Origin of the sequence: Paraburkholderia sp. BL21I4N1, assembly GCF_002973525.1 — a bacterium.
GTDB lineage: Bacteria > Pseudomonadota > Gammaproteobacteria > Burkholderiales > Burkholderiaceae > Paraburkholderia.
The window spans coordinates 669,621-682,662 of the sequence record NZ_PVEN01000002.1; the positions used below are offsets into that span (position 1 = coordinate 669,621).

At 65.2% G+C, this 13,042-nt stretch carries 9 protein-coding genes; 5 read left to right on the forward strand and 4 right to left on the reverse strand.

What is annotated here, in order from left to right; genetic code table 11:
- Positions 1-13: 13 nt before the first annotated feature.
- The 4 genes from dapE to dapC all read right to left on the reverse strand — a co-directional run bounded on the left by dapE (position 14) and on the right by dapC (position 3,781).
- Positions 14-1,153 (reverse strand): succinyl-diaminopimelate desuccinylase, encoded by a 1,140-nt coding sequence (dapE, locus tag B0G83_RS09390; RefSeq protein ID WP_105507140.1) that lies wholly within the window; start codon positions 1,151-1,153, stop codon positions 14-16.
- A 127-nt stretch (positions 1,154-1,280) separates the two neighbouring features.
- Positions 1,281-1,646, reverse strand: coding sequence for an ArsC family reductase (locus B0G83_RS09395; protein ID WP_035546215.1), 366 nt, complete (start codon positions 1,644-1,646; stop codon positions 1,281-1,283).
- The gene (dapD, locus tag B0G83_RS09400; RefSeq protein ID WP_105507141.1) at positions 1,646-2,473 is read right to left on the reverse strand and encodes a 2,3,4,5-tetrahydropyridine-2,6-dicarboxylate N-succinyltransferase; all 828 of its coding nucleotides are present in this window, start codon (positions 2,471-2,473) and stop codon (positions 1,646-1,648) included. The genes B0G83_RS09395 and dapD overlap by 1 nt, the downstream gene beginning before the upstream one ends.
- Before the next feature lie 90 nt (positions 2,474-2,563).
- Entirely contained in the window at positions 2,564-3,781 is a 1,218-nt protein-coding gene (dapC, locus tag B0G83_RS09405; protein ID WP_105507142.1) for a succinyldiaminopimelate transaminase, read from the reverse strand.
- Between the two features lie 365 nt (positions 3,782-4,146).
- Between dapC and B0G83_RS09415 the strand changes: the two genes are divergently transcribed.
- From B0G83_RS09415 to def, 5 genes are all read left to right on the forward strand, one after another.
- Complete coding sequence (locus B0G83_RS09415) at positions 4,147-5,133, forward strand: DMT family transporter (RefSeq protein ID WP_105507144.1); 987 nt, start codon at positions 4,147-4,149, stop codon at positions 5,131-5,133.
- Positions 5,134-5,292: 159 nt separating this feature from the next.
- On the forward strand, positions 5,293-8,811 hold the full coding sequence (gene smc / locus B0G83_RS09420) for a chromosome segregation protein SMC (RefSeq protein ID WP_105507145.1): 3,519 nt from the start codon (positions 5,293-5,295) through the stop codon (positions 8,809-8,811).
- 118 nt (positions 8,812-8,929) lie between these two features.
- Positions 8,930-10,216 (forward strand): cell division protein ZipA C-terminal FtsZ-binding domain-containing protein, encoded by a 1,287-nt coding sequence (locus B0G83_RS09425; protein ID WP_105507146.1) that lies wholly within the window; start codon positions 8,930-8,932, stop codon positions 10,214-10,216.
- Between the two features lie 222 nt (positions 10,217-10,438).
- Positions 10,439-12,505, forward strand: coding sequence for an NAD-dependent DNA ligase LigA (gene ligA / locus B0G83_RS09430; protein ID WP_105507147.1), 2,067 nt, complete (start codon positions 10,439-10,441; stop codon positions 12,503-12,505).
- A complete protein-coding gene (gene def, locus B0G83_RS09435) occupies positions 12,502-13,035 on the forward strand; it encodes a peptide deformylase (RefSeq protein ID WP_105507148.1) in 534 nt (177 codons plus the stop codon). The genes ligA and def overlap by 4 nt, the downstream gene beginning before the upstream one ends.
- The last annotated feature ends 7 nt before the right edge of the window (positions 13,036-13,042 follow it).

Below are 13,042 nucleotides of genomic sequence, written 5' to 3' on the forward strand. Positions count from 1 at the left end.
GATAGTCCTTGGGTCACGCAATAAGTTGTTCGAGCACGCGGCGATACACGTTTTTCAGCGGCTCGATGTGTGCGACTTCGATATGTTCGTCGATCTTGTGAATGCTGGCGTTCAGCGGCCCGAATTCGATCACTTGCGGGCAGAGGCGCGCGATGAAGCGGCCGTCCGACGTGCCGCCGGTGGTGGAGAGTTCGGTCGTGACGCCGGTTTCGTCCTTGATCGCTTTGGCCAGCGCGTTCGACAGTTCGCCGCGCGGTGTGAGGAACGGCAGGCCGCTCACGTTCCATTGCAGATCGTATTCGAGGCCGTGCCGCTCGAGGATCGCGTGGACGCGCGCCTGCAAGCCTTCCACCGTGCTGGCCGTGGAAAACCGGAAGTTGAACATCACGTCCGCGTGGCCCGGAATCACGTTGGTCGCGCCCGTGCCGCTGTGAATGTTCGACACCTGCCACGTGGTGGGCGGGAAATATTCGTTGCCGTCGTCCCAGCGTTCGGCGACCAGTTCGGCCAGGGCGGGCGCGAGCAGATGCACCGGATTTTTCGCCAGATGCGGATAGGCGATATGGCCTTGCACGCCCTTGACGATCAACTTGCCGGACATCGAACCGCGCCGGCCGTTCTTCACCATGTCGCCGAGCTGCGCGCTCGAGGTCGGCTCGCCGACGATGCAGTAGTCCATCCGTTCGCCGCGCGCCTGCAAGGCTTCGACGACCTTGACGGTGCCGTCGGTGGCGGGGCCTTCTTCGTCGCTGGTGATCAGGAAGGCCAGCGTGCCGCGATGCGCGGGATACGCCGCGACGAATTCCTCGCTCGCCACCACGAAGCCGGCGATCGACGCCTTCATGTCCGCCGCGCCGCGGCCGTACAGCTTGCCGTCGCGGCGGGTCGGCTCGAACGGCGCCGAATGCCATTGTTCGAGCGGACCGGTCGGCACCACGTCGGTATGACCGGCGAAGGCGAGCAGCTTGCCGTCGGTGCCGTCCACGCCGCGTTTGACGGCCCACAGGTTGGTCACGCCGTTCGATTCGATCGTCTCGTGCTCGAAGCCGAGCGCGGACAGGCGTTCGATCAGAAGACGCTGGCAATGCTGGTCGTCGGGCGTGACAGACGCGCGCGCGATCAGTTGTTCGGTAAGGGCGAGGGTGCCGGACATGGATTCAGTACAAGCCACTTTGAAATGAAAAAATGCCGGCTGGCGGTGAAGCACCGCAGCCGGCAACAGCCTTTTTGCATCACGCGGCGAGGCCGCGTTTTACTGCTTGAATGCTATTGGACGTGCTTTACGCAAACAGCGCCGCGTAATCGTCCGCGGAAAAACCGAGCGACTTGACCCGCCCGTTGACCACCAGCACCGGCCGTTTGATTACCGAGGGCTTGTGAATCATCAGCGCGATCGCGCCCGGTTGCGTATCCGCCGCCGCCTTCATGTCGTCGGACAGGCCGCGCCACGTGGTGCCGCGACGGTTCAGCAGCGCGTCGAGCTTCACGTCTTTCAGCCAGTCCTGCACGAGCGGCTCGGTCACGCCATGCTTCTTGAAGTCGTGGAACTCGAACTCGACGCCGTGCTCTTCCAGCCACACGCGCGCTTTCTTGACGGTGTCGCAGTTCGGGATGCCGTAGACGACAGTCTTGTTGCCGCGCGCCATCAGTCGCCTCGCAGCAGCTCGTTCAGGCCGACCTTCGCGCGCGTTTTAGCGTCGACCTTCTTGACGATCACGGCGCAGTACAGGCTGTGCGAGCCGTCTTTCGACGGCAGGTTGCCCGCCACCACCACCGAGCCCGCCGGGATGCGGCCGTACGTGACTTCACCGGTTTCGCGGTCGTAAATCTTGGTGCTCTGGCCGAGGTACACGCCCATCGAGATCACGGAATTCTCTTCGACGATCACGCCTTCCACGACTTCCGAACGCGCGCCGATGAAGCAGTTGTCTTCGATGATGACGGGGTTCGCCTGCAGCGGCTCCAGCACGCCGCCGATGCCCACGCCACCCGACAGGTGCACGTTCTTGCCGATCTGCGCGCACGAGCCGACGGTGGCCCACGTGTCGACCATCGTGCCTTCGTCGACGTATGCGCCGATGTTGGTGTACGACGGCATCAGCACGACGTTCTTCGCGATGAACGAACCGCGGCGCGCGATGGCGGGCGGCACCACGCGGAAGCCGCCGGCGGCGAAGTCTTCAGCGGTGTAGTTGGCGAACTTCGACGGCACCTTGTCGTAGAACTGGCTGTAACCGCCGGCCGGCATCGGTGCGTTGTCTTCCAGGCGGAACGACAGCAGCACGGCTTTCTTCAGCCATTGATTGACGATCCAGTCGCCGTCTTTCTTCTCGGCGACGCGCAGCGCACCCTTGTCCAGTTGTTCGATCGCGTGGGCGACGGCTTCACGCACGTCGGCCGGAGCGGCCTTCGGCGACAGCTCGGCGCGGTTTTCCCAGGCGGTGTCAATGATCTGCTGAAGTTGTTGCGACATATGCGTGCTTTTCTGAAGAGTTGAAATCGGAAGAAGGGAGTGCGATGCGCGGGGCGCCTGCCTGGACTCTGAAACGGTCGCGAAGCAGACTCAACCCGCGAGCGCGCGGCAAAAATCGACGATGCGCTGTGCGCCTTGCGTGCATTCGTCGACGTCGGCGACCAGCGCCATGCGGACGAAATTGCGGCCGGGGTTCACGCCGTGCGCGGTGCGCGCGAGGAACGAGCCCGGTAGAACCGTCACATTATAGTCGGCGTAGAGGCGCTGGGCGAACTCGGTATCCGTCAGCCCCGTGCGCGAGACGTCCGCCCACAGGTAGAACGCGGCGTCCGGCAGGCGCACGTCGAGCACCTCGGCGAGCATCGGCGTGACGGTGGCAAACTTCTGCACGTACTTCGCGCGGTTCTCGCGCACGTGCGCTTCGTCGTTCCAGGCCGCGATGCTGGCACTCTGGAACACCGTCGACAAGGCCGCGCCGTGGTATGTCCGGTATAGCAGGAAGTCCTTGAGGATCGCCGCGTCGCCGGCCACGAAGCCCGAGCGCATGCCCGGCACGTTCGAGCGCTTGGACAGGCTCGACAGCATGACCAGCCGCTCGAAGCCGCGACCGAGTCGGTGCGCGGCTTCCAGACCGCCGAGCGGCGGATTGGCTTCGTCGAAATAGATTTCCGAGTAGCACTCGTCCGACGCGATCACGAAGCCGTGGCGGTCCGACAGCGCGAACAGGTCGCGCCAGTCCTCGAGGGTGAGCACCGCGCCGGTCGGGTTGCCCGGCGAGCACACGTACAGCAATTGCGTGCGCGCCCAGATGGCATCCGGCACCGCCGAATAGTCGCAGGCGAAGTTGCGCGCCGGGTCGCTATTCACGAAGTACGGCTGCGCGCCAGCGAGAATCGCCGCGCCTTCGTAGATTTGGTAGAACGGGTTCGGACAGAGTACGATCGCAGGCTCGCCGTCAGGATCGCGGCGCGGGTCGATCACGGTCTGCGCGAGCGCGAACAGCGCCTCGCGCGAGCCGGCTACCGGCAGCACCTGGGTAGCCGGATCGACCGGCGGCAGGCCGTAGCGCTGCGTGACCCACTTCGCGATCGACTCGCGCAATGCCGGCGACCCGAGCGTGGCCGGATACGCGGCCAGGCCGCCGAGCGAGGCGATCACGGCGTCGCGGATCAGCGCGGGCGTGGGATGTTTCGGTTCGCCGATACCAAAGCTGATAGGCGTGTGGCCGGCGGCCGGCGTGACGTCTTTGAAAAGCGCGCGCAGCTTTTCGAACGGGTAGGGCTGGAGGGAGTCGAGTAGCGGGTTCACTGGGCGGACGAGCCTGGTCGAGAATAAGCGCAGACGGAGGGTGCGGGAAGCCGGACATGCAGGCGGCAAGGCGTACGAAAAAACGCGCCAAACGCAAGGCAGCAGCGGCGAACGAATGATTATAGCGTGGCGCAACCCGCCAGGCGGCGCAGCGAATGCGTTGCAGCGGGAACGACGCGAACCGCCGACGGTTCGCGCAAAAGAGAAGCAGGAGCAGCAATGGTGGTAACAGTCCTCGAGACATCCGGAGTACGTGGGCGCGAAGACGCCGCGGTCCGTGACAGCAAGCCTGCGGGCAATACCGCAAGCATCTTCGCGGGCCGCGAGTTGGGCGTCGCCTCCTACTCCACCCGGAGCCCCGCACCATGACTAACTGGCTCCGCAATGGCTGGCCGACGCTCGCGATCATGCTGGGCGCATCGGTGTGGGGAATGATCTGGTATCCGCTGCGCATGCTTGCGGCGCTCGGCGTCACCGGCACCGCGGCCAGCGCGCTGACCAGCGCCGCCGGCTGTCTGTTCGTGCTGCTGGTGCGCTCTCGCGCGCTCAAGACGGTGAGCTGGCACTGGCTGCTGCCGGCGCTCGCGCTGGCCGCCGGCATCACCAATCTCGGCTTCGTGTGGGGCTCGATCCACGGCCAGGTGATGCGCGTGCTGCTGCTGTTCTATCTCACCCCCGCCTGGACCGCGCTGTTCGCGCACTTCATCCTGCATGAACGACTGACGTGGGCGGGCGCGGGTCTCGCCGCGCTGTCGCTGGTCGGCGCGATGACCATGCTGTGGTCGCCGCAACTGGGCATTCCGGTGCCGGGCAATCTCGCCGAATGGGCGGGTCTGGCCGGCGGCATGGGCTTTGCGATGAGCAACGTGCTGATTCTGAAGACGAGCCGCGTGCTGCCCGACATGAGGCCGGAAATGCGCACGGCGACGATTTTCGGCGGCGCGGCGATTTTCAGCGCCTGCGCGTCGCTGTTCGAAGCGATGCCCGCGCCGCCCACCGGCGTGCATCTGGGCACGGCCGGGCTGCTGGTGCTCGGCCTCGGTTTGCTGCTCGCGTCGAACAATATGCTGGTGCAATACGGCCTCGCGCGCGTGCCGGCCAACCGGGCGTCCATCATCATGCTGTTCGAGATCGTGGTGACGGCGTTGTCGGCATGGCTGTTCGCTGGCGAGTCGCCGGGGCCGCGCGAATGGGCCGGCGGCGCGTGCATCGTGCTGGCCTCGGCGCTGTCCAGCTGGGTGCATCGGAGCAAGTCGATGCCGCCCGACCCGGCCAGCGAGGACACGAGCTCCGCCGAGCCGCGGGAAGCCGACCGTAAGGACGGTAAAAACCGCCCACGCGCGATGGTATGATTGCCCCTCATTAGCCGGCGCCTGCGTGAACGCGTGTAGCCGGCGCCCGTATTCCGAGGGTTCGAAGGGGTTCGCGGGCCGCGCCGCAGCAACGGCGAACGGCCGGCGCGGCCTTCGCGAGCCACCTATTATTTTCCCTTTTCAAACAGCGAAATCGCCGTGCGTCTGACCTCGATCAAACTCGCTGGCTTCAAGTCATTCGTCGATCCCACGCATTTCCAGGTCCCGGGCCAGCTAGTCGGCGTGGTCGGACCGAATGGATGCGGCAAGTCCAACATCATCGACGCCGTGCGCTGGGTGCTCGGCGAATCGCGCGCTTCCGAGCTGCGCGGCGAGTCGATGCAGGACGTGATCTTCAATGGCTCGACCGCGCGCAAGCCGGGTAGCCGCGCCAGCGTCGAACTCGTGTTCGACAACGCCGACGGCCGCGCCGCCGGCCAGTGGGGCCAGTATGCCGAAATCGCCGTGAAGCGCGTGCTCACGCGCGACGGCACCTCGAGCTACTACATCAACAATCTGCCGGCGCGTCGCCGCGACATTCAGGACATCTTCCTCGGCACCGGCCTCGGGCCGCGTGCGTACGCGATCATCGGGCAGGGCATGATCGCGCGCCTGATCGAGGCGAAGCCGGAAGAGTTGCGCGTGTTCCTCGAAGAAGCCGCGGGCGTGTCCAAGTACAAGGAACGCCGCCGCGAAACCGAGAACCGTCTGCACGACACGCGCGAGAACCTGACGCGGGTCGAGGATATCGTCCGCGAACTCGGCGCGAATCTCGAGAAGCTGGAAGCGCAGGCGATCGTCGCGACCCGATACAAGGATCTGCAAACCGACGGCGAGGAAAAGCAGCGTCTGTTGTGGCTGTTGCGCAAGAACGAAGCCGGCGGTGAGCAGGAACGTCAGCAGCGCGCGATCGAACAGGCGCAGATCGACCTGGAAGCGCAAACCGCCAAGCTGCGCGAAGTCGAGGCGCAGCTCGAAACGCTGCGCGTCGCGCATTACTCCGCGAGCGACGCCATGCAGGGCGCGCAGGGCGCGCTCTACGAGGCGAACGCGGAAGTCAGCCGGCTCGAAGCCGAGATCAAGTTCATCGTCGAATCGCGCAATCGCGCGCAGGCGCAGATCGCCGCGCTGACCGCGCAGCGTGAGCAGTGGCAGTCGCAGGCGCAAAAAGCGCAAGACGATATCGAGGACGCCGAAGAGCAACTGGCCGTCGCCGAAGAAAAAGCCGCGCTCGCCGAAGACGAAGCCGCCGCTAGGCACGACGCCATGCCCGCGCTCGAAGCGCGCTGGCGCGACGCCCAAACCGAATTGAACGCGGAGCGCGGCGGCATTGCGCAGACCGAGCAGGCGCTCAAGCTCGAAGCCGCGCATCAGCGCAATGCCGACCAGCAATTGCAGCAACTGCAGCAGCGTCACGAGCGGCTGAAGACGGAATCGGGCGGTCTCGACGCCCCCGACGAGGTCCAGCTCGAAGACCTGCGCATGCAGCTCGCCGAGCACGAAGAAGTCCTGCACGACGCGCAGGCGCGCCTCGCGGACGCGCAGGAAACCCTGCCGCGTCTCGATGGCGAACGGCGTGCCGCGCAGGAACGCGTGCAGTCGGAAAGCGCGCAGATTCATCAGCTCGACGCGCGCCTCGCCGCGCTCAAGCAACTGCAGGAAAACGTCCAGACCGAAGGCAAGATCCAGCCGTGGCTCGACAAGCACGAACTGGGCGGCTTGCCGCGTCTGTGGAAGAAGCTGCACGTCGAAGCCGGCTGGGAAGCCGCGCTGGAAGCCGTGCTGCGCGAGCGGCTGGCCGCGCTCGAAGTGTCGAATCTCGACTGGGTCAAGGCCTTTGCGACCGACGCGCCGCCCGCCAAGCTCGCGTTCTACGCGCCGCCGGCCGCCGGTCAGCCGGTCGCCGCGCCAGCCGCGTTGCGGCCGCTGCTGTCGCTGGTGCGGATCGACGACGCCGGTATCCGCGCGGTGTTGAACGACTGGCTGGGCCTCGCATTCGTCGCCGACGATCTGCAGCAGGCGCTGGCCATGCGTTCGCAGTTGCCGGAAGGCGGTTCGTTCGTCGTCAAGGCGGGTCACGTGGTGACGCGCGTCGGCGTGCAGCTGTACGCGGCCGACTCCGAACAGGCCGGCATGCTGGCGCGTCAGCAGGAAATCGAAAACCTCGGCCGCCAGGTGCGCGCCCAGGCTTTGCTCGCCGACGAGGCGAAGGCGGCCGCGATCCGCGCCGAAGCCGCCCACACGCAAGCCGCGCAGGCGCTGACCGACGTGCGCCAGCAGGCCGAGCGCGCCACGCAGCGCGTGCACGCATTGCAGATGGACGTGCTCAAGCTCACCCAGGCGCACGAGCGTTACACGCAGCGCAGCACGCAGATTCGCGAGGAACTCGCCGAAATCACGGCGCAGATCGAAGAGCAGCGCGCCATGCGCGCGGAGTCGGAAGCGAACTTCGAGCGTCACGACGGCGAACTTGCCGAATTGCAGGCGCGTTTCGAAGATCACCAGTTGGCTTTCGAAGCGCTCGACGAGCAGCTCACCGCCGCGCGCGGCCAGGCACGCGACCTCGATCGCGGCGCCACCGACGCGCGCTTCGCCGCACGCAACATGGCGAACCGCATCGAGGAATTGAAGCGCAGCATCCAGGTCGCGCATGAGCAGAGCGAACGCGTCGCGGGCTCGCTGGAAGACGCCCGTGGCGAACTCGAAACGATCAACGAGCAAACCGCGCACACCGGTCTGCAGGACGCGCTCGACATTCGCGCGGTCAAGGAGGAAGCGCTGCACGCCGCACGCCTCGAACTCGACGATCTGACCGCCAAACTGCGCGCCGCCGACGAAACCCGTCTGACCGCCGAGCGCGCCTTGCAGCCGCTGCGCGACCGCATCAACGAATTGCAGTTGAAGGAACAGGCGGCGCGCCTGAACGGTGAGCAGTTCGTCGAACAACTGGCCGCGGCGGGTGTGGATGAAGCCGAGTTGCAGGCCAAGCTCACGCCCGACATGAAGCCGTCGTACCTGCAAGGCGAAGTGACGCGCATCAACAACGCGATCACCGCGCTTGGCCCCGTCAACATGGCCGCGCTGGACGAACTGAAGGCGGCGACCGAGCGCAAGAGTTTCCTCGACGCGCAATCCGCCGACCTGAACAGCGCGATCGAAACGCTCGAAGACGCCATCCGCAAGATCGACGCGGAAACCCGCACCCTGTTGCAAGGCACTTTCGACCAGGTGAATCACCACTTCGGCGAACTGTTCCCGCGTCTGTTCGGCGGCGGCCAGGCGAAGCTCATCATGACCGGCGACGAAATTCTCGACGCCGGCGTGCAGGTGATGGCGCAACCGCCGGGCAAGAAGAATTCGACGATTCACCTGTTGTCGGGCGGCGAGAAAGCGCTGACCGCCACGGCGCTGGTGTTCGCGATGTTCCAGCTGAATCCGGCGCCGTTCTGTCTGCTGGACGAAGTGGACGCGCCGCTCGACGACGCCAATACGGAACGCTTCGCGAACCTCGTGCGGGCAATGTCCGACAAGACCCAGTTCCTGTTCATTTCGCACAACAAGATCGCCATGGAAATGGCTCAGCAACTGATCGGCGTGACCATGCAGGAGCAGGGCGTGTCGCGGATCGTGGCCGTCGACATGGAATCGGCCGCCGGTTTCGCCCAGAATATCGTTTAAGTTTTCGGTTGAGTTGAGCATCGCGGGCGTCCGCGTTCAGCGCAGCGGCCAGCGGTCGCGCGACAGGTGAACGGGGCGTAACGGCCGCGCACATAAAAGAATTGCTGATGGAGCATGCATGGACGAGTTGACACTCGGTTTGATCGGCGCGGGCGCCGTAGTGGTCGGGGGCGTGGTCGTGTACAACGCGTGGCAGGGTGCGAAGGTGCGCCGCAAGATGCCGCGGCCGATGCCGGCCGAGACCGCCGAAACGTTCGCGCGGGACGAGCAGGAAGAACAGAGCCCGTTCATCGAACCGGCCCGGCCGACCATGCGGCGCGAGCCGGTAGTCGGTTCGGACGGGGTGGCGGAAACGGGCGCGGCGCGGGTCGAGCCGACCTTTGGGGCGGCTGCGGGCGCGGTCGCCGCGCCGCTCGATACGCCGGCCGATATTCAGGCCGAGACGACTACGCCGAACGGTTATCCGGAAGCGGAAGGCGTGGCGCAAGCCGAAGGCGGCGAGGCGGCTGGGGCGGCCAACGCGGCACGTCATGCCGACGAACCGAACGAACCGATTCTGCCCGCCGCCACGACGATTTCGTCGGCGCCGCCGGCTATCGTGGATCGTCGCATCGACTGTATCGTGCCGATTCGGCTGAATGGCCCGGTGGCTGGCGACAAGGTGATTCCGCTCGCGCAGCGTCTGCGCCGTGCCGGCAGCAAGCCGGTGCATATCGAAGGCAAGCTCGATGGCGGCGCGTGGGAGTTGCTGCAAAACGGTGCGCGCTATGAAGAATTGCGCGCGGCCGCGCAACTCGCCAATCGCAGCGGGGCGCTCAACGAACTGGAATTCTCGGAATTCGTGACCGGCGTGCAGCAATTCGCCGACGCGCTGGACGCGTCGCCGGAGTTTCCCGACATGCTCGAAACGGTGGCCATGGCGCGCGAACTCGACGGCTTCGCCGCGCAGTGCGACGCGCAGTTGTCGATCAACGTGCTGTCGGACGGCGCTCCGTGGTCGGCCAATTACGTGCAGGCGGTCGCGTCGCAAGACGGTCTGCTGCTGTCGCGCGACGGCACGCGCTTCGTCAAGCTCGACGCGAAGCAGAGCCCGGTGTTCATGCTGCAGTTCGGCGACACCAACTTCCTGCGCGACGACCTGACCTACAAGGGCGGCCAGATGATCACGCTGGTGCTCGACGTGCCGGTCGCCGACGAAGACATCCTGCCGTTCCGGCTGATGTGCGACTACGCGAAATCGTTGGCCGAGCGGATCGGCGGACGGGTGGTCGACGACGGCCGCCGGCCGCTGCCTGAAACCGCGCTGCTGGCGATCGAAAAACAGTTGATGACGCTCTACGCGAAACTCGAACAGGCGGGCATTCCCGCCGGTTCGCCGGCCACGCGGCGTTTGTTTAGCCAGTAAGCCGCGCTTTTTCGCTGATGTTCGCAACGGCCGCACGATGTGCGGCCGTTGTTGTTTGGGACGCTTGTTTTACAGCATGCCTTACGGCATGTCGGCCACCACAACCTTCACGCCCTGAGCGCACCGCGGTGAATCCCCGAAACCACCATTCGGCCGATGTAAAGGGGCACGCTTCCTGCGATAATCCAATGTCTGAATTTCACTGAAAAATCTTCCGACAGTATGGCCCGACCCCCCGCTTCCCATCCGGCAGACAACGCGCCCGCAGAACGGGCCGCGTGGCTGCGCGCGGAACTCGAACGCGCCAATTACGCGTATTACGTGCTCGACCAGCCGGATCTGCCGGACGCCGAATACGACAAGCTCTTCAAGGAACTGGAGCGCATCGAGACGGAGCATCCGGATCTGATCGTGCCGGATTCGCCCACCCAGCGCGTGGGCGGCGAGGCGGCCAGCGGCTTCGAGCCGGTCGTGCACGACCAGCCCATGCTGTCGCTGAACAACGGTTTTGCAGATGAGGACATCGTCGCGTTCGACAAACGCGTCGGCGACGCGCTCGGCAAAAACGCGAGCGAGCCGCCGGTGCCGGTCGACTACGCGGCCGAGCTGAAATTCGACGGCCTCGCGATCTCGCTGCGCTATGTCGACGGTGTGTTCGTGCAGGCCGCCACGCGCGGCGACGGCGCGACCGGCGAGAACGTCACCGAAAACGTCCGTACGATCCGCTCCATTCCGCTCAAGCTCAAGGGCAAACGCGTGCCGCGCGTGCTCGACGTGCGCGGCGAAGTGCTGATGTTCAAGCGCGATTTCGAGCGTCTGAACGAGCGCCAGCGCGCTGCCGAGCAGAAGGAATTCGCCAATCCGCGCAATGCCGCGGCGGGCAGTTTGCGGCAGCTCGATTCGAAGATCACCGCGCAGCGGCCGCTGTCGTTTTTCGCGTATGGCATCGGCGTGGTCGACGGTATCGAGATGCCGGCCACGCATAGCGACCTGCTCGACTGGTACAAGGAACTCGGTTTGCCGGTGAACGGCGAACGGGCTATGGTGCAGGGCGCGGAAGGCTTGCTGGGCTTCTTCCACGCGGTCGGCGAGAAGCGCGACACGCTGCCGTACGATATCGACGGCGTGGTCTACAAGGTCAACCGGCGCGACGAGCAGGACGCGCTCGGGTTCGTCTCGCGCGCGCCGCGTTTTGCATTGGCGCACAAATTTCCCGCGCAGGAAGCGTTGACCCAGCTCGTTGCGATCGACGTGCAGGTCGGCCGCACCGGCGCGATCACGCCGGTGGCGCGGCTGGAGCCGGTGTTCGTCGGCGGCGCGACGGTGACGAACGCCACGCTGCATAACGAAGACGAAGTGCGGCGTAAAGACATCCGCATCGGCGACACGGTGATCGTGCGGCGCGCCGGCGACGTGATTCCCGAAGTGGTGAGCGCGCTGCTCGAACGTCGTCCGGAGAACGCGCGCGAATTCGTCATGCCCACGCAGTGCCCGGTGTGCGGCTCGAATATCGAGCGTCTGCCGGACGAGGCGATCGCGCGCTGCACCGGCGGGCTGTTCTGTCCGGCGCAGCGTAAGCAGGCGCTGTGGCACTTCGCGCAGCGTCGCGCGTTGGATATCGACGGCCTCGGCGAAAAAATCATCGATCAACTGGTCGAACTGAATCTGGTGCGCACGCCGGCCGATCTGTTCAACCTCGGTTTTGCGACGCTGGCCGAGCTTGATCGCTTCGCCGAAAAATCCGCGCAGAATCTGCTCGATTCGCTCGACAAGGCCCGCCACACCACGTTGGCACGGTTCATCTACGCGCTCGGGATTCGCCACGTTGGCGAATCGACGGCGAAAGATCTGGCGAAGCATTTCGGTTCGCTGGATCCAATCATGGATGCATCGGTCGAAGCGTTATTGGAAGTCAACGACGTGGGGCCGGTGGTCGCCGAGTCGCTGCACCAGTTTTTCGCCGAAGAGCACAACCGCACGGTGATCGAGCAGTTGCGCGCGCCGGGCAAGGTGACGTGGCCGGAAGGGCCGCCCGCACCGAAAGCGCCGCAAGGCGTGCTGGCCGGCAAGACGGTCGTGTTGACCGGCACCTTGCCGAGCCTCGCGCGTGAAGAGGCGAAGGAAATGCTCGAAGCGGCCGGCGCGAAAGTGGCCGGCTCGGTGTCGAAGAAAACCGACTATGTGGTGGCGGGTGCCGAAGCAGGCAGCAAGTTGGCGAAGGCCGAGGAACTCGGCATTCCCGTACTCGACGAAGATGGGTTGCGTAAGCTCCTGGAGGGGCAGTTATGATTCGCGAAATTCTTAAGATGGGCGATCCGCGTCTGTTGCAGATTGCCGATCCGGTCGATCACTTCGATACGGCCGAATTGCATGAACTCGTCAAGGACATGTTCGAGACCATGCACGACGCCAATGGCGCGGGTTTGGCCGCGCCGCAGATCGGCGTCAATCTGCAGGTGGTGATCTTCGGTTTCGGGCACAACGAGCGCTATCCGGACGCGCCGCCGGTGCCTGAAACGGTGCTGATCAATCCGACCATCACGCCGGTCTCGCTCGACATGGAAGAGGGCTGGGAAGGCTGCCTGTCGGTGCCGGGCCTGCGCGGCGCGGTGAGCCGCTTTTCGATGATCAAGTATCACGGCTTCGATCAGTTCGGCAAACCGATCGATCGCGTCGCCGAGGGTTTTCATGCGCGGGTCGTGCAACATGAATGCGATCATCTGATCGGCAAGCTGTATCCGATGCGGATCAACGACTTCGCGAAGTTCGGCTTCACGGAAGTGCTGTTTCCGGATATGGATCCGAATAGCGACGATTGAGGCGGCC

Bases quoted from the DNA above. Each gene is read 5' to 3' on its own strand.
- dapE (WP_105507140.1), bottom strand. From the start codon at position 1,153: ATGTCCGGCACCCTCGCCCTTACCGAACAACTGATCGCGCGCGCGTCT.
- B0G83_RS09395 (WP_035546215.1), bottom strand. From the start codon at position 1,646: ATGGCGCGCGGCAACAAGACTGTCGTCTACGGCATCCCGAACTGCGAC.
- dapD (WP_105507141.1), bottom strand. From the start codon at position 2,473: ATGTCGCAACAACTTCAGCAGATCATTGACACCGCCTGGGAAAACCGC.
- B0G83_RS09415 (WP_105507144.1), top strand. From the start codon at position 4,147: ATGACTAACTGGCTCCGCAATGGCTGGCCGACGCTCGCGATCATGCTG.
- B0G83_RS09425 (WP_105507146.1), top strand. From the start codon at position 8,930: ATGGACGAGTTGACACTCGGTTTGATCGGCGCGGGCGCCGTAGTGGTC.
- ligA (WP_105507147.1), top strand. From the start codon at position 10,439: ATGGCCCGACCCCCCGCTTCCCATCCGGCAGACAACGCGCCCGCAGAA.
- def (WP_105507148.1), top strand. From the start codon at position 12,502: ATGATTCGCGAAATTCTTAAGATGGGCGATCCGCGTCTGTTGCAGATT.